The following is a 19,606-nucleotide window of genomic DNA, read 5'->3' as shown; positions in this document are numbered from 1 at the left end:
CTGCGCGAGCAGCTATCACCCAGTAATGGGGATCCCCCTCCTGTGACGCGAAGCGCTAAGGTGGGGGAGGATGTCAAAGAACATGACCAAGACGACAAACACCAGGATCCCCAGGGCAATGTAGTCAAGTACCATCGATTTCTCCCGTCTGAGTCGCTAACAATGCTTCGATTGTCGAGTCGAGGCTTCGGCAATAATGACAGCATATGCCCTCGGTGCAAGTCTGCAATCGGAGAGTTGGTGTGGCGGTACAGGCATGGTTCATCGGTTGCTCATTTAACACACAAAATTGATTTGGTTAGATAAAATCAAACAGCAATAGATGCCCGGGCAAGGTGAGAGGTGAACCTGATGAACGAATGGTGCAGTGGCAAAGGATGGCGGCTTGGCCTGTTGCTGATCTGCCTGTTGTGGTCCCGCCTCGGCTGGACCGCCGAACCCAGAATGGAGCCCAATGAGCAGGAGTTGGCACAGACCCTGGTCCTGCTTCATGAACCCATCGTCATGCTGACGGCTAAATATGGCAACCTGGATGGGGCGGCCAGGGTACGGCTGGCCCATGAGCTAGTTCAGCGGATGGAGCCAAGCGACCTCATGACGCCTGTGGCCGTGACGAAAGGCAGCCGACACGGCCAGGAGAGCCGGGAGTTTCTGGTCAATGGCAAGCGCATTCTGGTGTTGCTGGAAGGGGACCTTGATGATTCGACGAGCTGACCCTGGATCAGGCGGCCGAACGTGTCCTGCATCGGCTCGACGGCGTGCGCATCAAGTATCTCGAGCTGCACTCGACCCCCTATTTGCTCAGAGCCGTCGGCTTGGCGGTGGTGGTCAGCCTGATCTTCTTCGGCCTCATCTGGCTGTTGCAGCGGGGCCATCGGCGAGTCAGAAAGTGGCTGGCCAACCGCCTGTTGCTGCAGAAGGGGCTGGTCCCCCACTCCTGGCGCCAGGTCACCGGGAATGTCGAGGTCCGCTTGCTCGGCCTCATCACGCTGCTGCTCATCTTCATGCTCACCTATGGCTGGCTGACCTATGTGCTCGGCCTGTTCCCCCAGACCCGGGCCTGGAGCTATCAGCTTGGGGAATCCCTGTTTGCCCTGTGTGGCGACATGCTGGAGGGCATGATTGCCGCCATGCCCGGTCTGGTAACCGTGCTGCTTATCGTGGTCATCACCCGTTTCTTCATCAAGATGTGGGCCATCCTCTTCGACCGCATCGAGCGTGGCCAGTTTCGGGTGCAGGGTTTGCACGCCGAGACCATAGGCGCCACCCGGCGACTGCTGTCAGTGGTGATCTGGCTGTTTGCCCTGACGGTGGCCTACCCCTATCTGCCGGGTGCGGATTCCGATGCCTTCAAGGGGATCAGCGTCTTCTTCGGTCTGATGGTGACACTGGGATCGGCCGGTATCATGAACCATGCCATGAGCGGCCTGGTGCTCATTTACTCCCGCGCACTGCGGCCAGGGGATCTGGTGCAGATCGGCGAGGTGGAGGGGATGGTGAGCGAGCTCAATGCCCTCTCGACCAAGCTGGTGACGCGACAGGATCACGAGGTCACGCTGCCCAATGCGGTGGTGGTGGGGGGCAAGGTGGTGAACCTGACACGGCTGGCGGGCGAGAAGGGGGTGGTCCTGTTGACCAAGGTGACCATCGGTTATGACACCCCCTGGCGTCAGGTACATGCCATGCTGGAGCTGGCCGCGCGGCGCTGCACCCGGCTCAATCAGGATGAAGCTCCCCTGGTGCGGCAGTTGAATCTGCAGGATTGGTATGTGGAGTACGAGTTGCAGGTGAGGATGAAGGCAAGCGAACTCCCTGCGGTGGTCAAGACGGAACTCCATGGCCATATTCAGGATGTATTCAACGAGTTCGGGGTGCAGATCATGTCCCCCAACTTCATTGCCCAGCCGGAGCAGGCTGTGCTGGTGGCCAGGGAGCAGTGGTATCAGGCGCCGGCCCGGGCGCCCGATCCCGCCGAGCCCCCCGTCAGGGAGTGACCACGAAAAGCAGAGGCCCGGCAGCAATGCCGGGCCTCTTGTCATGAAGAGAAGCTGACGCCTCAGTTCTCCTTGGCCTCTCTCAGTTGGGAGGGCCTGAATTTCACCAGGAAGGCGAGGGTGATGAGGGCGGTGCTCACCAGACCGATGATGGTGGAAACATTCATCTCGAGGCCGAAACCGATGGGGGCGTTGGCCAGGTAGGTGATGACCACTGCGGTCATGAAGATGGCGGGAATGGTGCATACCCAGTGCAGCTTGCCTTCCTTGATGAGGTAGGCGGCCGCAGCCCACAGCATGATGACGGCGGTGGTCTGGTTGGCCCAGCCGAAGTAGCGCCAGATCACCCCGAACTCGGCCTTGGAGATGATGAAACCAAGGATGAACATGGGGATGGCGATGAGCAGACGCTTGGCCATGGGCTTCTGGGTCAGGTTCAGGAAGTCCGCCACGATGAGGCGGGCGCTGCGAAACGCGGTGTCACCGGAGGTGATGGGCAGGATCACCACGCCGAGGATCGCCAGGATGCCGCCCACGGTACCGAGCAGGCTGGTGGAGACTTCGTGCACCACGGCAGAGGGGCCGCCGCTGGCCAGGGTGGCGTTGAGTGCCTCGGTGCTGTCGTAGAAGGAGAGACCCAGGGTGCACCAGATGAGGGCGATGATCCCTTCCCCTATCATGGCTCCGTAGAAGATGAAGCGACCGGAGCTCTCGTTCTGCATGCAGCGCGCCATCAGCGGGGACTGGGTGGCGTGGAAACCGGAGACGGCACCACAGGCGATGGTGATGAACAGCAGCGGCCAGAGCGGCAGGTCCGTCGGGTGCAGGTTGGAGAAGTCCATCCCTGTGTTGTAGAAGCCCTTGCCGGAGACGATGAGGCCGATGATGAGGCCGACCGACATGAAGACCAGCAGCGCACCGAAGATGGGGTAGAAGCGGCCGATGATCTTGTCGATGGGGACGATGGTCGCGAGGATGTAGTAGGCGAAGATGGCCGCAATCCAGTAGACCAGATCGGTGGAGGTGAGGTTGGCGAGCAGGCCCGCCGGGCTCAGGACGAAGACCACGCCCACCAGCATCAGGAGCACCACGGCAAAGAGGTTCATGAAGTGCTTGGCGGCGGTGCCCAGGTGCTCACCGACCACGGTCGGCACCGAGGCGCCCCTGGCGCGTACCGACAGCATGCCGGAGAAATAGTCGTGGACCGCACCGGCGAAGATGCAGCCAAAGACGATCCAGAGCATGGCGACCGGACCATAGAGGGCACCCAGGATGGGGCCGAAGATGGGGCCGACGCCTGCGATGTTGAGCAGTTGAACCAGGTAGACCTTCTTGTCCGACATGGGGACATAGTCCACCCCGTCCGCCATGGTGATGGCGGGGGTCTTCAACTCGGGTTTGGGCCCGAATATCCGTTCGATGAATTTGCCGTATATGAAGTAGCCGGCTATCAACAAGCCGACACAGAGGAAGAACCAGATCATTGCTACGCTCCTGCTTTGTTATTTTTTGGTGTGCGCAGCCAGTGTAGGGGGGGACTTCTGTTAACGGCAGGTGAGAGGGGGTGAGCGGCGACATGGCGACCCGAGCGGTTGTCCGCTGTGATCCGGCGCACATCGCGCCCTGTTTTATTCCAGTCCCAGCTCGTCTTTTAGCTCCTTGAGGTAGCGGCGGCTGACCGGTACCCGGGCCCCGCTCGGGGTCACGATCTCCGCCAGCTGATTCTCCAGCAAACGGATTTCGAAGATGGCGGCCGGGGCCACCAGATACTGGCGGTGACAGCGCAGCAGCGGGGTCTTCTCCTCGAGGGACTTGAGGGTGAGCTGGGTGTGAAACAGCTCGCCCTGGCAGGCGACATGGACGCCGCCGAGATCGGAGAAGGCGTACTCCACCTGGGAGGTTGGGAGCAGCCGCACCCGGTTGTGCAGGTATCCGGGGATATGGTGGATGGTCGGGGCCAGGGTTCCGACCGGTTGCGGGGTGATGTCCTGCCTGAGCCGCGCCAGGGTCTTGGCGAGGCGCGCCGGCTCCACCGGCTTGAGCAGGTAATCGAAGGCGTTCTCCTCGAACGCCTGGATGGCGTAGTCGTCGAACGCGGTGACAAAGACGATGCGGGGCAGGGGATCGAGCATGGCCACCAGCTCCATGCCGCTGAGTTTGGGCATCTGGATATCGAGAAACACCACATCCGGCTTGAGTTGCTGGATGAGGCCGAGCGCCTCGATGGCGTTGCCCGCCATGCCCAGGATCTCGATGTCGGGATCGCTGGCCAGCAGCTCTGCCAGCTCCTCGCGGGCATAGGGCTCGTCATCGACGATCAGGGTGCGGATCATGTCATCTCCTTGGCGGTGGTGCGGGGTTGTCGTGGGAGTGTCAGGGAGACCCGGGTCCATTGCTCCGGCTCCCACTGGACGTCAATGCCATAGCGCTCGCCAAAGGCGCTCTTGAGGCGCTTGTCCACCAGGCTCATCCCCAGGCCATCCCCCTGGCCGGATGGCTGCCAGGCCCCGGCGTTGTCTTCGACGCAAAGGGTGATCGCCTCGGGGGTTTCCCTCGCGAAGAGGCGAAGTCGCCCCTCTCCCAGCAGGGAGCAGATGCCGTGCTTGATGGCATTCTCGATGAGGGGCTGCAGGGTGAAGCTCGGCAGTTGCACCTCGGCAAGGTGGGGCGGGATCTCGTTGATGACGGTAAGCCGCTCGCCAAAGCGGGCCTGCTCTATCTCCAGGTAGGAGAGGCAGTGCTCCTGCTCCTCACGCAGCGTGGTCAGGCCGCTCTGGCGCTTGAGGTTGTTGCGAAAGAAGCGGGAGAGGTGCAGCAGCAGCTCCCGTGCCCGTCCCGGATCGCGGCGGGTAATGGCGCTGATGGTGTTGAGGGTGTTGAACAGGAAGTGGGGGTTTATCTGTGCCTGCACCAGCTTGAGCTCGGATTGCACCAGCAGGCGCTGCTGCTGCTCCAGGCGGCCTGCCAGCAGCTGCTGGGACAACAGGTTGGCGATCCCTTCTCCCAGGGTGTGATTGATCTTGAGGAAGAGCCGCTTCTTGGGCTCATAGAGTTTGATGGTGCCGATCACTCCCTCGTCACCCTGCAGGGGGATCACCAGCACGGAGCCGAGCTGGCACTGGGGGGAGATGCTGCAACGATAGGGCTGGCTGTTGCCATCGGCGAACAGCACCTTGTTCTGGGCGATGGCTTGCAGGGTGATCGCCGAGGTGATGGGGGTGCCCGGCTTGTGGTGATCTTCTCCGGTGCCTATGAAGGCGAGGATCTTGTCGGTGTCCGTGATGGCGACGGCGCCGACGCCGGTCTCTTCCTGAACGATATGGGCTATCTTGCCGCTGGCCTCCGGAGTGAACCCCTGGCTCATGATGCCGACGGTACGGTTGGCGATGGTGAGCGCCTTGGCGGAGAAGACCCGGGAGAACTTTTCGTACATCCGCTGCTGGTCGCGGATCATGCTGATGAAGAGCGCCGCCCCGCAGGAGTTGGCGAGGATCATGGGGGTGGCGATGGTGCGCACCAGCAGCAGGGACTTGTCGAAGGGGGTGGCAACCAGCAGGATGATCACCATCTGCATGATCTCGGCCACGAAAGTGGTAAAGAAGGCGACCCTGGGGGCAAAGAGGTCATTGACCCTGCCTGCCCGCATCAGCCGCCAGTGCACCAGCCCCCCCAGCAAGCCTTCGCAGGTGGTGGAGATGGCGCAGGCGAGATCGGTGAACCCCCCCAGGGTATAGCGGTGCAGGCCGCCGGTCAGCCCTACCAGGCATCCCACCAGGGGGCCACCCAGTAGTCCCCCCAGTACGGCACCGACCGCCCGGGTGTTGGCGATGGCGTCATCGATGTCGAGGCCCACATAGGTTCCCAGGATGCAAAAGCAGGAGAAGATGACATAGATGAGCACCTTGTGGGGCAGCCTGACGGAGTAGTTGGCCAGGGGACGCAACAGGGGGCTTTTGGAAAAAAGGTAGGCGATGACCAGGCTGACGCTCATCTGCTGGAGCAGAGAGAGGACTAGTTGCATAAAAAAGCTTCCTCAAACACCACGCCGGAGCCGGGCGTTGTCATGACGCAGGGTGAGCCTGAGCCCGTCTTGATGCGGGCTGCGGGCTGAACGCTGCGGCAGTTTGCCAGAATGGAAAAATAAAACCATATAAAATCAGCACGTTAAATTGATATTTGTGTAATCGGTGCCCGCTTGATATTGCTGATGCGAGCATGAAGGTATCCACCGGATACACCACACGGATGTGGCATGCTCCGCCCGGCCATCGGCTGGGCGTTTTTTATCCAGCTCCAATGGTGGACGATTTCGAGGGGACCTGAGCAATTATTCAGGTTTGTCCAATGAGTTATCCCCAGCTTCTGGGGATAACTCAGAAGGCGAAATAGTAACAGACCCGCCGACCCAGACCGAAAAAGGCGCGTTGCGCGTCGTCCAGCTCTTCCTGTCTGAGGGTGGCGACGATGCTTCGCGCATCTTCCCGCAGATCGATCATGGCCACCCCTTCCGGCCGCTGCCCCTTGAGGTAGGGCAGCACCTTGGGTCTGAGGGGCATGCTGGGCTCGGTGGAGAGCACCAGGGCCAGGGCATCGTCATCCAGGCGCACCAGGGAACCCGGTGGATAGACCCCCAGCACCTTTATCAGCAACCTGACCTGGGTTTGCTCGAACTTCTTCTGGGAGAGCTTGTAGAGCTGGCCGATCACCTGGCTGGGCCCCGGCGGGTTGAGGCCGCTGCGCGGGTGAAGCAGCTCGTCATAGTGATCCACCAGCCCGATGAGGCGGGCGAGGGGGGGGATCTTGTCGCCCTTGATCCCGAGGGGAAAACCGCTGCCATCGAGGCGTTCGTGATGCAGGTAGGCGACCTCGCGGATCCTGGGTTCGAAAGCCTGCAACTGGTTGAGCATCTCCAGTCCGTACTGGGGGTGCATGTTGAGGAAATTCTGCTCCGCCTTGCTGAGCTCCCCACGCTTCTGGATGATCTGGCTCGGGATCCTGAGCTCGCCGATGTCGTGGATCAGGCCCGCCAGACCGGTCTCCTCGATCTCGACGGGATTCATGCCAAGCTCCCGTGCCATCAGCATGGCGATGAAGGCCACGCTCAGGCTGTGTTGCAGCAGGGTATCCGTGTTCTGGCTGCGGATGAGGTGCAGACCGAGCGGCCCCTGGTGTTCTGCCAGACGGGCGGCGGTGCTGCGCACTATCTGCGCAGTATTGGCCAGGCCTTCGTCCGGTTTGAGGTTGAGGGCGCCAAGGGCGTCGCGAAGATCTGACAGGGATTGACCGAACGCCTTGTCCGCGATGCGAAGGGAGCGCCTGAACGCCTTTTCGTCGAAGGTGGGGCCCTCAGAAGAGGGGGCGGTATCCCCGGTGTCGCTCATCTCAAGAGAGGGAACGGGTTCGGCCCGCAGCAGGGGCTCTACCGGCAGATCGCTCTTGTCGGGATCCACCATCAGCAGGGTCAGGTCGAGGTGGCGGATGATGTCGAGCTGCTGCTGGTCCTTGATTTTGAAGGCGTTGAACATGAAAGGGTGGCTCGTCCATCCCGTGGGAAGATGGATGTAGTGGCCGACTCTCAACTGCTCGATAGAGGCCTGTATCAGCGCCATGGACTAGCTCTTCTGTCGAATTTGCCTATCAACAAGCTAGCAAAATTAAACAGATAGACAAACAAAAAAGCCCGCGCATGTGCGCGGGCTCTTGTCATCCGTGGCGTTTATCAGGCCTTGGATTTTTTCTTGTTGTCCACCTTGGTGTCGACCTTGGCTGCAACCGGGGCGGCAGCAGGGGCTTCCTCGATGAAGGGACGGCCGTAGTAGGTGTCCATCAGGATGGCTTTCAGCTCGGTGATCAGCGGGTAGCGCGGGTTGGCGCCGGTGCACTGGTCATCGAAGGCTTCCAGGGCCAGCTGGTCTACCTTGGCCAGGAAGTCCGCTTCGTTCACGCCGGCTTCGCGGATGGAGGCCGGGATCCCCAGGGTGGCCTTCAGCTCGTCCAGCCAGGTCAGCAGCTTCTCGATCTTGGCGGCGGTACGGTCACCGGCAGCGGTCAGGCCCAGGTGGTCAGCCACTTCGGCGTAGCGACGGCGAGCCTGCGGACGGTCGTACTGGGAGAACGCGGTCTGCTTGGTCGGGTTGTCGTTCGCGTTGTAGCGGATGACGTTGCTGATCAGCAGGGCGTTGGCCAGGCCGTGCGGAATGTGGAACTCGGCACCCAGTTTGTGAGCCATGGAGTGGCACACACCCAGGAAGGCGTTGGCGAACGCGATACCGGCGATGGTGGCGGCGTTGTGCACCTTCTCGCGGGCAACCGGGTCGTTGGCGCCGTTGATGTAGCTGGAGGGCAGGTAGTCCTTCAGCAGTTTCAGGGCTTGCAGCGCCTGACCGTCGGAGTATTCGTTGGCCAGCACGGAGACATAGGCTTCCATGGCGTGGGTCACGGCGTCGATACCACCGAAGGCACACAGGGATTTGGGCATGCCCATCACCAGGTTGGCATCCACGATGGCCATGTTCGGGGTCAGCTCGTAGTCGGCCAGCGGGTACTTCATGCCGGTGGCGTCGTCGGTCACGACCGCAAACGGGGTCACTTCAGAACCGGTACCGGACGTGGTGGTGATACAGACCAGTTCGGCCTTAACGCCCATTTTCGGGAACTTGTAGATACGCTTGCGGATGTCCATGAAGCGCATGGCCAGGTCTTCGAACGCGGTGTCCGGGTGCTCGTACATGACCCACATGATCTTGGCGGCATCCATGGGTGAACCACCACCCAGGGCGACGATCACGTCCGGCTTGAAGGAGTTGGCCATCTCGGCGCCCTTGCGGACCACGGACAGGGTGGGGTCGGCTTCCACTTCGTAGAAGATCTCCACTTCCATGTTCAGCTTCTTGAGCAGGCGAACCACTTCATCGGCATAGCCGTTGTTGAACAGGAAGCGGTCGGTCACCACCATGGCGCGCTTCTTGCCTTCCAGGTCGCCCAGGGCGATCGGCAGGGAACCACGACGGAAGTAGATGGATTTCGGAAGTTTGTGCCACAGCATATTTTCTGCCCGTTTTGCGACTGTCTTCTTGTTGATCAAGTGCTTGGGACCGACGTTCTCGGAGATGGAGTTACCACTCCAGGAGCCGCAACCCAGGGTCAGGGACGGGGCCAGCGCGAAGTTGTACAGGTCACCGATCCCACCCTGGGTGGAGGGGGTGTTGATGAGGATACGGGCGGTCTTCATCTTGTCGCCGAAGTACTTGATGCGGTCGGCATTGCGATCCTGGTCGGTATAGAGACCGGAGGTGTGGCCGATACCACCGATGTTGACCATGTCGCAGGCCATTTCGACGGCTTCTTCGAAGTTCTTGGCACGGAACATACCCAGCGTCGGGGAGAGTTTTTCGTGAGCGAACTCGTCTTCCGCGCAGAGTTCCAGACCTTCACCGATGAGGATCTTGGTGGTGGCAGGCACGGTCACACCGGCCATGGCGGCGATCTTGGTGGCCGGCTGGCCCACAATGTCGGCGTTCAGGGCGCCGTTGATCAGCAGCACTTTACGCACCTTGTCCGCTTCGTCCTTGGAGAGGATGTAGCCGGCGTGGGTCGCGAAACGCTCCTTGACCTGGTTGTAGATGGAGTCGACCACGATGACAGCCTGCTCGGAGGCACAGACCACGCCGTTGTCGAAGGTCTTGGACATCAGGATGGAGGCGACGGCACGCTTCACGTCGGCGGTTTCGTCGATGACGATGGGCACGTTGCCCGCACCCACACCGATGGCGGGTTTGCCGGAGGAGTAGGCGGCCTTCACCATGCCCGGGCCACCGGTGGCCAGGATCAGGTTGATGTCGTCGTGACGCATCAGGGCATTGGAGAGTTCGACGGAGGGTTGATCAATCCAGCCGATGATGTCTTTCGGCGCACCGGCAGCCACGGCTGCATCCAGTACCAGCTTGGCAGCGGTATTGGTGGAGTTCTTGGCGCGGGGGTGCGGGGAGAAGATGATGGCATTGCGGGTCTTCAGGGAGATGAGGGCCTTGAAGATCGCAGTGGAAGTCGGGTTGGTGGTCGGTACGATACCGCAGATGATGCCTACCGGCTCGGCGATGGTGATGGTGCCCATCTCGTCGTCCTGGCTCAGGATGCCGCAGGTCTTTTCATCTTTATAGGCGTTGTAGATGTATTCGGAGGCGAAGTGGTTTTTGATAACCTTGTCTTCGATGATACCCATACCGGATTCAGCCACGGCCATCTGGGCCAGGGGGATACGGGCGTTGCTGGCGGCCAGGGCGGCGGCACGGAAGACCTTGTCTACCTGCTCTTGCGAGAAGCTGGCGAATTGACGCTGTGCTTCTTTGACGCGGGCAACCAGTGCATCCAGTTCAGCCAAATTGGTTACTGCCATGTTTATCTCCTGATGATTTGAAAACTGTTTAGTAAGACCTTGGCAATGCCCGGCAATTATAGCCACCTTGTCAAGGCGAGAATCACCATAACGGGGTATTTACATGCCTTAGTAAACTGTTTTATGGCTCGATTATAGGGTCGGGATGTGTCAGAAAAGATTGATCTGGATCATATGTAACAAAAGAACAAAAGAAATTTTGTTTCACCCCTTGTCGCACCACTATGTTACGGGAGTGTGTCATCCTTTCTTGGCACCACGAGCTGCTGTCATGCGCCCTTGGAATATCTGCTCAGGGAAGGGGATCCGATGAATTCTCGCCTTGGCCGGGATGGGGGGAGGCGGTATCGCCGTGATGGTGGCAGAACGTCCACTCCCCTGACGTTTCATTTATGTTGAGAAAGGGGTTGTTGTTTTCATCCAGTCGCCCTGGCGAAACAGCACATCTGGCGGTGGCAGGGAGCGTGTCACCTCTTCACAGCCGGCCCCACTGGCGCCGCACCAGGGTGAGAAAGGCCAAAAATCGGGGTCACAGGAGCGGGTGGGGGCGGCAAGCAGGCGTGGTGAGAAGCAAGGGTGCCATTTGCCGAAAATATCGTTTCTTGGCTGAGGGTTGATATAACGCGCTGCCATGGCACCCGGCGATGTTAATGGCGACCTCTCTCCCTTAACAACCCGATATGTTGAATTTTTTCGATACATTAGCGGAACTAACTGAAAAGCCCCGGTAAGGGTGCAATGCTGTTCACTTAAGAGAATTTGAGTTCCAGTCCACGTAGTATCAGGGCTAAAAAATGAGGGAGGCATGATGCCTCCCTCTTTCTATTGCAAGCCACGCTGGATAAAGGCTGAAGGAACATCGACTGGAAACAGCCTTGCTCCCCCAACTCAAGTCGCATTTATGAATAATTAGTCAAAAATGTGCTTATCTGAACAGCATTGCGGTAAGGGTGAGATTATTTGATTGGAGAAGGGAAAAGCCATGGTGTAAATTTACGCGCAGTTTGGGGGCTGGCCCCTTGTGGCTCGTATTGGTTCTGGATGGCGCCTATGGCAGCAATAGACTTCTCTTTATACCTGAAATTTTTCGTCGGCCTGTTCGCGATCATCAACCCGCTGGGTCTGTTGCCGGTCTTTGTGAGCCTGACGGGCCACATGTCGCCGGAGGATCGACGCAAGACCAACACCACCGCCCACATTGCCGTGATGATCATCCTGATGGTCTCCATGTGCATGGGACAGCTCATCCTCGACAGTTTCGGCATCTCCCTGGCGTCGTTTCGCATTGCCGGTGGCTCGCTGATCACCCTGATCGCCTGGTCCATGCTGCAGGGCAAGCTGGGGGAGGTGAAGCACAACAAGCAGGAGAAGGGTGAACTGGCTGCGCGTGAATCTATTGCCGTGGTGCCCCTGGCACTGCCGCTGATGGCCGGACCCGGTGCCATCTCCTCTTCCATCGTCTATGCCAGCCAGAAGACCCTGCCCCAGATGGCCGGCATGTTCATGGTGGTGGTGGCGTTTGCCTGCTGTTCCTGGCTCATCTTCCGGGCTGCTCCCCTGCTGTTCAAGCTGATGGGCAACACCGGCATCAACGTGGTGACCCGTATCATGGGTCTCATCATGATGTCCCTTGGCATCGAGATCATCGTGGCGGGCATCAAGGGAGTCTTCCCCGGTCTGGTGTGAGCCAGGTCCGTTTTTGTCGGAGCCGGTCCTTGTGACCGGCTTTTTATTGTTTCTTTTTTGTTGGTCATTTCCTAGAATCGAGCGGCCTTGTACGAAAAACGACCACCTCGGGATATTTAAATGCTGAATAAATGGTTTTAAGTTGTTTTTTTGACCATGAAAGAGGCCTGTTCCTGATGATATCTATTGCATTATCAGAATTGTCAGGGAATTATGCGGGCAGCGAGGTGTTTGTCTCGTGGATAACAAATGCATGGAATGTTCTTGTTGGAGTATGGAAATGACTCATAGAAAAACAATTATTAATACCCTTTTATTGACTGCACTTTTCGGTGGCGCCACCCTGGCTCACGCCGCCGATGTCCCCGCCGGTACCAAGCTTGCTCCCGAGCAAACCCTGGTGAAAGGCAATGGTTCCGAACCCGCCACCCTGGATCCCCAGAAAGTGGAAGGTACCCCCGAATCCAACGTATTGCGTGACCTGTTCGAAGGTCTCGTCTCCTCCGGCCCCAAGGGTGAAACCCTGCCTGGCGTCGCCGAGTCCTGGGAAACCAAGGACAACAAACATTACGTGTTCCACCTGCGCAAGGATGCCAAGTGGTCCAACGGGGATCCCGTCACCGCTCATGACTTCGTCTTTGCCTTCCAGCGCGCGGTGGATCCCAAGACGGCCTCTCCTTACTCCTGGTACATGGAGATCCCGACCATCATCAATGCCTCCGACATCATCGCGGGCAAGAAGCCGGCCGACACCCTGGGCGTGAAGGCGGTGGACGATCACACCTTCGAGGTGCAGCTGGAGAAGGCGGTGCCTTACTTCGTCAGCATGCTCTCCCACACCACCACCTATCCGGTCCCGAAGAAGGTGATCGAGAAGTTCGGTGACAAGTGGACCCAGCCCGGCAACATGGTATCCAACGGCGCCTACGTGCTGAAGGACTGGGTGGTCAACGAGCGCGTCGACGTCGAGCGCAACCCCAACTACTGGAACAACGGCAAGACCGTCATCAACAAGGTGACCTACCTGCCCATCCAGTCCACCAACGCCGAGCTGAACCGCTATCTGGCTGGCGAAGTGGATCTGACCTACAACATGCCCATCGAACGCTTCAAGCAGATGAAGAAAGAGCTGCCGGACGAAGTGAAGGTGAGCGGCTATGTGGGCACCTACTACTACACCTTCAACACCAAGCGCAAACCTTATGACGACGTGCGGGTGCGTACTGCACTCACCTACGCCATCGATCGCGACGTGATCGCCGACAAGGTGATGGGCAAGGGTGAGACCCCGGGTTATGCCCTGGTGCCCGACTTCGTGGACGGCTTCAAGCCGGTGGCACCATCCTGGTCCAAGCTGACCCAGGCAGAGCGCGATGCCAAGGCGAAAGAGCTGCTGACCGAAGCCGGTTACGGCCCGGGCAACCCGCTCAAGTTCGAGCTGCTCTACAACACCGACGACAACCACAAGAAGGTGGCCGTGGCCGTCGCCTCCATGTGGAAGAAGCTCGGCGTGCAGGTGAGCCTGGTGAACCAGGAGTGGAAGACCTATCTGGAGACGCTCAAGCAAGGTCAGTTTGATGTGGCCCGTCGTGGCTGGATTGCCGACTACAACGAAGCCTCCTCCATGCTGGATCTGATGCAGACCACTCACGGCAACAACGACGGCAAATACTCCAACCCGACGTTCGACAAGCTGATGAGCGAGTCCCGCAACCAGGTGGATGCCGAGGCGCGCAACAAGCTCTATGTCCAGGCCGAAGAGATCCTGGCCAAGGACATGCCGATCGCCCCCATCTATCAGTACGTGACCTCCCGTATGGTCAAGCCCTACGTGGGCGGCTACCCGGCCAACCCGCTGGACAACATCTACAGCAAAGACATGTACATCGTTGCTCACTGAGTAAAGAAACAAGTCGCATAACAAGCAGGGCCCGCCAGACGGCGGGCCTTTATTACAACCGCGACCCTTTGGAAGCAGTACAGGACAGGAAATGTCTATGTTGAAATTCATCCTTAAACGTCTATTGGAAGCGATCCCGACTCTGCTGGTCTTGATCACCGTCTCCTTCTTCATGATGCGCTTCGCCCCGGGCAACCCCTTCACCAGCGAACGCGCCCTGCCGCCGGAAGTGCTGGCCAACATCGAAGCCAAATATGGCCTGGACAAGCCCATCGGCATACAATACCTCACTTACCTCGGCAATCTGGTCCAGGGGGATCTGGGGCCCTCCTTCAAATACAAGGACTTCACCGTCAATGATCTGGTGAGCCAGGCCCTGCCTGTCTCCGCCAAGATAGGCTCGGTCGCCTTCCTGCTGGCGGTGACCCTGGGGGTCACCTTCGGCACCATTGCGGCCCTGAAACAGAACACCCTCATCGACTACCTGTTGATGTCGTCGGCCATGGCCGGGGTGGTGATACCCGGCTTCGTGCTGGCACCGCTGCTAGTGCTCTTCTTCAGTATCTATCTGGGCTGGTTCCCGGCGGGAGGCTGGCAGGGGGGCGGCGCCCAGTTCATGGTACTGCCGGTGTTCGGCATGATGATGTACTACATCTCGGCCATCTCCCGCATCATGCGCGGCAGCATGATCGAGACCATGAACTCCAACTTCATCCGTACCGCCCGCGCCAAGGGGCTGCCCCTGCGCCACATCATCCTCAAGCACGCGCTGCGCCCGGCCATGCTGCCGGTGGTCTCCTACCTGGGACCGGCCTTCGTGGGCATCATCACCGGCTCCGTGGTCATCGAGACCATCTTCGGCCTGCCGGGGATTGGCCAGCTGTTCGTCAACGGTGCCCTCAACCGTGATTACTCCATGGTGCTCGGTCTGACCATTCTGGTCGGCGCCCTCACCATCACCTTTAACGCCGTGGTCGATATTCTCTATGCCGTCATCGATCCCAAGATCCGTTACTAAGCCGGGAGTTCATCATGGTAGTCACAACTGAAAAGCGCGAAGCCGTCGAGGCGTTCGCCCAGAAAGTGGAAGTGGTGGAAGGACGCTCCCTGTGGAAGGATGCCCGTCGCCGTTTCCTGCGCAACAAGGCGGCCCTGACCAGCCTCATCATCCTGACCATCATCGGTCTGGCGGTGATCGTGGGGCCCCACCTGTCCCAGTACACGTTCGATGACCCGGACTGGGGGGCCATGCAGAGTGCCCCGGACATGGAGACCGGCCACTGGTTCGGCACCGACAGCCTGGGGCGCGACCTGTTCGTGCGTACCCTGCTCGGCGGACGCATCTCCCTGATGGTCGGCATCATGGGGGCCCTGGTGGCCGTCATCATCGGCACCCTCTATGGCGCCGCGTCAGGCTTTATCGGCGGTCGCGTCGACAGCCTGATGATGCGCGTGCTTGAGATCCTCAACGCCTTCCCCTTCATGTTCTTCGTGATCATGCTGGTGACCTTCTTTGGTCGCAACCTGGCCCTCATCTTCCTCGCCATCGGCGCGGTGAGCTGGCTCGACATGGCGCGGATCGTGCGCGGCCAGACCCTGAGTCTCAAGAGCAAGGAGTTCATCGAGGCGGCCCACGTCTGCGGCGTCTCCAAGTGGAAGATCATCACCCGTCATATTGTGCCCAACGTGCTCGGCATAGTGGCGGTTTACGCCACCCTGCTGGTGCCGGGGATGATCATGTTCGAATCCTTCCTGAGCTTCCTGGGTCTGGGCGTGCAAGAGCCCATGACCAGCTGGGGCGCCCTGCTGGATGAAGGCTCCAAGTCGATGGAAGTGGCCATCTGGCAACTCCTGTTCCCCGCCGGTTTCATGGTGGTGACCCTGTTCTGCTTCAACTTCCTCGGGGATGGTCTGCGTGATGCCCTGGATCCCAAGGATCGCTGATACCCAGGGACCGGCAAGACGCCAAGGGGCCATCAGACCCGTTCAGGGAACGCACCGCGTTCACCACGGGCAGGCCCCCATCACGACAGCGCGATAAGGAGTACTGAGATGAAATTACTGGATGTGAAAGATCTGCGGGTCGAGTTCAAGACCCCGGACGGCAATGTGGTGGCCGTCAACGACCTCAACTTTTCTCTTTCTGCTGGCGAAACCCTGGGGATCGTCGGGGAGTCAGGCTCAGGCAAGTCCCAGACGGCCTTTGCCATCATGGGGCTGCTCGCCAAGAACGGTGTCATCACCGGCTCGGCCAAATTTCAGGGGGACGAGATCCTGAATCTGCCGGAGCACAAGCTCAACAAGATCCGCTCCGAGAAGATCGCCATGATCTTCCAGGACCCCATGACGTCGCTCAACCCCTACATGAAGGTCAAGGATCAGCTGATGGAAGTGCTGATGCTGCACAAGGGGATGACCAAGGCTGCCGCCTTCGAGGAGTCGGTGCGCATGCTGGATGCGGTGAAGATCCCCGAGTCGCGCAAGCGGATGAACATGTACCCCCACGAATTCTCCGGCGGCATGCGCCAGCGGGTGATGATCGCCATGGCGCTCCTGTGCCGGCCGCAGCTGCTCATCGCTGACGAGCCGACCACGGCGCTGGACGTGACGGTACAGGCCCAGATCATGACCCTGATGAACGAGCTCAAGCGCGAGTTCAACACCGCCATCATCATGATCACCCACGATCTTGGCGTCGTGGCCGGCATCTGCGACAAGGTGCTGGTGATGTACGCAGGCCGGACCATGGAGTACGGCCGGGTCAACGATATTTTCTATCGCCCGAGCCACCCCTATACCGAAGGCTTGCTGCGCGCCATTCCCCGCCTAGACACCGAAGGGGAAGAGCTGCCCACCATTCCGGGCAATCCGCCCAACCTGCTGCGTTTGCCCACCGGCTGTCCCTTCCAGGAGCGCTGCCACCGGGTGAGCGAGATTTGCGGCAAGCAGTCGCCAGTTCTGACGCCGTTCAACGACGGCCGGGAGCGGGCCTGCCATTGGGTGTCTGATGCCATCAATGCCAAGGAGGTGAGCGTATGAATGCTGTTATATGCGGCCAGCAATCCTCCAAGCTCCTGACGCCGTTCAACGACGGCCGGGAGCGGGCGTGCCACTGGGTATCGGATGCCATGATCAAGGGAGTGAACTAAATGGGTACTGACAAGAAACTGCTGCTGGAAGTGTCCGACCTCAAGGTTCACTTCCATATCAAGAGTGACAAGGCCTGGCCCTGGGCCAAGCCCTCCGCCCTGAAGGCGGTGGACGGGGTGACCCTGCGCCTCTACGAAGGGGAGACCCTGGGCGTCGTGGGGGAGTCCGGTTGCGGCAAATCCACCTTCGCCCGTGCCCTCATCGGCCTGGTACCGGCCACCGACGGCAAGGTGGTGTGGCTTGGGCAGGACTTGACCAAGCTCGAGCAGAACGCCCTGCGGGAGAAGCGCAAGGAGATCCAGATGATCTTCCAGGACCCGCTGGCCTCCCTGAACCCCCGCATGACCATAGGGGACATCATCGCCGAGCCCCTCATCACCTTCTACCCGACCCTGCCAAGGGAAGAGGTGAAGGAGAAGGTGCGCGCCATGATGACCAAGGTGGGTCTGTTGCCGAACCTGGTGAACCGTTACCCCCATGAGTTCTCCGGCGGCCAGTGCCAGCGCATCGGCATCGCCCGGGCGCTCATCCTCGAGCCCAAGATGATCATCTGTGACGAGCCGGTCTCGGCGCTGGATGTCTCCATCCAGGCTCAGGTGGTGAACCTGCTCAAATCCCTGCAAAAGGAGATGGGGCTCTCCCTCATCTTCATCGCCCACGACCTCTCAGTGGTCAAACACATCTCCGATCGGGTGCTGGTGATGTACCTGGGCAACGCGGTGGAGCTCGGGACCGGCAAGGAGATCTTCGCCAATCCCCTGCACCCCTATACCAAGGCGCTGATGTCGGCGGTCCCCATCCCGGATCCGGATCTGGAGCGCAGCAAGGTCATTCAGATCCTGGAAGGGGACTTGCCATCCCCCATGAATCCGCCCTCCGGCTGCGTGTTCCGCACCCGCTGCCCGGTGGCTGGCCCGGAGTGCGCCAAGACCCGGCCACAGCTCGAGGGCAACTTCGACCACGCGGTTTCCTGTCTCAAGGTGGATCCGCTCTGAGAACCTGTTAACGATCTTGCTGCGAGGCCGTGATCAAGGCTCATGCGCTGTTCGGAATCCTCATGTATTCATATACATTCCGGTTCCTGCGCTGCTCTTTACCTTGTTGACGACCTCTCGCGACAGCTCGTAAACAGGTTTTAAGGAGAACCGTATCGAGAAGGGCGCGTGCTGGCGCCCTTTTTATTGCATGGGGGATAAGATGCCTCTTGGCGCCAGCGGTTGTCGCTGCTACTATCCGCCGCACAAGGGGAGTAACTTCTCGCCGGTTTGTCGTCATTACGGTGCACCCATATCCTGCAGTGCACCCGGCAGCCGGGCAGTTGACGCAAGTCGGCTGTAAGTGAGACCTTGCCGAGAGGCAAGGTGTATCTGCTCCAAACGCGAACCCACTGCCTCCCGGCCGTGGGTTTTGTCGTTTTGGGAGAAGTGAAAATGGGTGAATGGTGGATGTGGACCGGTTTCTTCAGCATAGTGCTGGTCCTGTTGTGGATTGATATCCGCTTTGTCGGTGGCGGCAAGGCGCACAAGGTGTCGCTGAAAGAGGCGGGCATCTGGTCTCTCATCTGGGTCAGCGTGGCGCTCCTGTTCAACCTGGCCATCTGGCTCTGGCTGGATCACAGTGCCGGGCGCGAAATCGCGAACCAGAAGGGGCTGGAGTTTCTCACCGGCTACCTCATCGAAAAGGCACTGGCGGTGGACAACGTCTTCGTCTGGCTGATGCTGTTTGGCTACTTCGCCATCCCGGCGGAGCTGCAGCGCCGGGTCCTGCTCTACGGGGTGCTGGGGGCCATCGTGATGCGCGCCGGCATGGTGTTCGCGGGCAGCTGGCTCATCGAGCAGTTCCACTGGATCCTCTACCTGTTCGGGGCCTTCCTGCTGCTGACCGGTGCCAAGATGCTGTGGGCGGCCGACAAGGAGCCGGATCTCGAGAACAATGCCCTGCTCGGCTGGATGCGTCGTCGCTTCAAGGTGACCGAGACGCTGGAGGGAGAGAAGTTCTTCGTCTGGCGTGACGGTGTGCGCTACGCGACCCCGCTGCTGCTCATCCTGGTGCTGGTGGAGGTGAGCGACCTCATCTTCGCGGTGGACAGTATCCCGGCCATCTTCGCGGTGACCACGGATCCCTTCATCGTGCTCACCTCCAACATCTTCGCCATCATGGGGCTGCGCGCCATGTACTTCCTGCTGGCCGGGGTGGCCGATCGCTTCGCCCTGCTCAAATACGGCCTGGCGCTGATCCTGATGTTCATCGGGGTCAAGATGTTGCTGCTCGATATCTTCAAGATACCGACCGGCATCGCCCTTGGCGTGGTGGCGCTGATCCTGCTGGCCTCCATGGGGCTGAGTCTGCTGATGACCCGCAAAAAGGCGGCGTGAACGGCGCAGTAAAAAGGGCTCCCTCGGGATAATGCCAGTCAGTTAAGCCTGACTGGCATTGTTTTTACTAGGTTTTCTCGTCGCATACTTCTGTGGTTTGGCTTTG

At 59.8% G+C, this 19,606-nt stretch carries 13 protein-coding genes and 1 pseudogene; 9 read left to right on the top strand and 5 right to left on the bottom strand.

Features of this window, described 5'->3' with window-relative positions; genetic code table 11:
* Nucleotides 1-351 precede the first annotated feature (351 nt).
* Nucleotides 352-1,994: pseudogene (locus tag OKC30_RS12770) on the top strand (mechanosensitive ion channel family protein).
* Between the two features lie 62 nt (nt 1,995-2,056).
* Here the strand turns inward: OKC30_RS12770 and OKC30_RS12765 are convergent.
* The 5 genes from OKC30_RS12765 to adhE all read right to left on the bottom strand — a co-directional run bounded on the left by OKC30_RS12765 (nt 2,057) and on the right by adhE (nt 10,389).
* Nucleotides 2,057-3,478, bottom strand: a complete 1,422-nt coding sequence (locus tag OKC30_RS12765) for a carbon starvation CstA family protein (RefSeq protein WP_103261847.1) — start codon at nt 3,476-3,478, stop codon at nt 2,057-2,059.
* Nucleotides 3,479-3,622: 144 nt separating this feature from the next.
* Nucleotides 3,623-4,327 carry a two-component system response regulator BtsR gene (gene btsR / locus OKC30_RS12760; protein ID WP_010674324.1) on the bottom strand — a complete coding sequence of 235 codons (705 nt, stop codon included), beginning with the start codon at nt 4,325-4,327 and terminating at the stop codon, nt 3,623-3,625.
* A complete protein-coding gene (locus OKC30_RS12755; protein ID WP_045525458.1) occupies nt 4,324-6,015 on the bottom strand; it encodes a sensor histidine kinase in 1,692 nt (563 codons plus the stop codon). The genes btsR and OKC30_RS12755 overlap by 4 nt, the downstream gene beginning before the upstream one ends.
* A gap of 352 nt (nt 6,016-6,367) precedes the next feature.
* Nucleotides 6,368-7,603, bottom strand: coding sequence for an HD-GYP domain-containing protein (locus tag OKC30_RS12750; RefSeq protein ID WP_124244364.1), 1,236 nt, complete (start codon nt 7,601-7,603; stop codon nt 6,368-6,370).
* A gap of 110 nt (nt 7,604-7,713) precedes the next feature.
* Nucleotides 7,714-10,389, bottom strand: coding sequence for a bifunctional acetaldehyde-CoA/alcohol dehydrogenase (adhE, locus tag OKC30_RS12745; RefSeq protein ID WP_041215422.1), 2,676 nt, complete (start codon nt 10,387-10,389; stop codon nt 7,714-7,716).
* Between the two features lie 1,050 nt (nt 10,390-11,439).
* Between adhE and OKC30_RS12740 the strand changes: the two genes are divergently transcribed.
* From OKC30_RS12740 to OKC30_RS12705, 8 genes are all read left to right on the top strand, one after another.
* Nucleotides 11,440-12,075 carry a YchE family NAAT transporter gene (locus tag OKC30_RS12740; protein WP_270664263.1) on the top strand — a complete coding sequence of 212 codons (636 nt, stop codon included), beginning with the start codon at nt 11,440-11,442 and terminating at the stop codon, nt 12,073-12,075.
* 280 nt (nt 12,076-12,355) lie between these two features.
* A complete protein-coding gene (locus tag OKC30_RS12735) occupies nt 12,356-13,975 on the top strand; it encodes an ABC transporter substrate-binding protein (RefSeq protein ID WP_128272867.1) in 1,620 nt (539 codons plus the stop codon).
* Between the two features lie 97 nt (nt 13,976-14,072).
* Complete coding sequence (gene oppB, locus OKC30_RS12730) at nt 14,073-14,993, top strand: oligopeptide ABC transporter permease OppB (RefSeq protein WP_270664265.1); 921 nt, start codon at nt 14,073-14,075, stop codon at nt 14,991-14,993.
* A gap of 14 nt (nt 14,994-15,007) precedes the next feature.
* Nucleotides 15,008-15,919 carry an oligopeptide ABC transporter permease OppC gene (gene oppC / locus OKC30_RS12725; protein WP_010674331.1) on the top strand — a complete coding sequence of 304 codons (912 nt, stop codon included), beginning with the start codon at nt 15,008-15,010 and terminating at the stop codon, nt 15,917-15,919.
* A gap of 108 nt (nt 15,920-16,027) precedes the next feature.
* Nucleotides 16,028-17,014: an ABC transporter ATP-binding protein gene (locus OKC30_RS12720; protein WP_270664266.1), complete on the top strand. Its 987-nt coding sequence runs from the start codon at nt 16,028-16,030 to the stop codon at nt 17,012-17,014.
* A complete protein-coding gene (locus OKC30_RS12715; RefSeq protein ID WP_016351082.1) occupies nt 17,011-17,124 on the top strand; it encodes a hypothetical protein in 114 nt (37 codons plus the stop codon). The genes OKC30_RS12720 and OKC30_RS12715 overlap by 4 nt, the downstream gene beginning before the upstream one ends.
* The gene (gene oppF, locus OKC30_RS12710; protein WP_010674333.1) at nt 17,125-18,120 is read left to right on the top strand and encodes a murein tripeptide/oligopeptide ABC transporter ATP binding protein OppF; all 996 of its coding nucleotides are present in this window, start codon (nt 17,125-17,127) and stop codon (nt 18,118-18,120) included.
* A gap of 435 nt (nt 18,121-18,555) precedes the next feature.
* Nucleotides 18,556-19,500, top strand: coding sequence for a TerC family protein (locus tag OKC30_RS12705; protein WP_029314355.1), 945 nt, complete (start codon nt 18,556-18,558; stop codon nt 19,498-19,500).
* Nucleotides 19,501-19,606 lie beyond the last annotated feature (106 nt).

Origin of the sequence: Aeromonas sp. QDB18, assembly GCF_027705325.1 — a bacterium.
In the GTDB taxonomy this organism is placed as follows: domain Bacteria; phylum Pseudomonadota; class Gammaproteobacteria; order Enterobacterales; family Aeromonadaceae; genus Aeromonas; species Aeromonas caviae.
This window is presented reverse-complemented; position numbering and strand designations above follow the sequence as displayed.

Coding starts and splice junctions, on each gene's coding strand:
- OKC30_RS12765 (WP_103261847.1), bottom strand. CDS start 3,478: ATGATCTGGTTCTTCCTCTGTGTCGGCTTGTTGATAGCCGGCTACTTC.
- btsR (WP_010674324.1), bottom strand. CDS start 4,327: ATGATCCGCACCCTGATCGTCGATGACGAGCCCTATGCCCGCGAGGAG.
- OKC30_RS12755 (WP_045525458.1), bottom strand. CDS start 6,015: ATGCAACTAGTCCTCTCTCTGCTCCAGCAGATGAGCGTCAGCCTGGTC.
- OKC30_RS12750 (WP_124244364.1), bottom strand. CDS start 7,603: ATGGCGCTGATACAGGCCTCTATCGAGCAGTTGAGAGTCGGCCACTAC.
- adhE (WP_041215422.1), bottom strand. CDS start 10,389: ATGGCAGTAACCAATTTGGCTGAACTGGATGCACTGGTTGCCCGCGTC.
- OKC30_RS12740 (WP_270664263.1), top strand. CDS start 11,440: ATGGCAGCAATAGACTTCTCTTTATACCTGAAATTTTTCGTCGGCCTG.
- OKC30_RS12735 (WP_128272867.1), top strand. CDS start 12,356: ATGACTCATAGAAAAACAATTATTAATACCCTTTTATTGACTGCACTT.
- oppB (WP_270664265.1), top strand. CDS start 14,073: ATGTTGAAATTCATCCTTAAACGTCTATTGGAAGCGATCCCGACTCTG.
- oppC (WP_010674331.1), top strand. CDS start 15,008: ATGGTAGTCACAACTGAAAAGCGCGAAGCCGTCGAGGCGTTCGCCCAG.
- OKC30_RS12720 (WP_270664266.1), top strand. CDS start 16,028: ATGAAATTACTGGATGTGAAAGATCTGCGGGTCGAGTTCAAGACCCCG.
- OKC30_RS12715 (WP_016351082.1), top strand. CDS start 17,011: ATGAATGCTGTTATATGCGGCCAGCAATCCTCCAAGCTCCTGACGCCG.
- oppF (WP_010674333.1), top strand. CDS start 17,125: ATGGGTACTGACAAGAAACTGCTGCTGGAAGTGTCCGACCTCAAGGTT.
- OKC30_RS12705 (WP_029314355.1), top strand. CDS start 18,556: ATGGGTGAATGGTGGATGTGGACCGGTTTCTTCAGCATAGTGCTGGTC.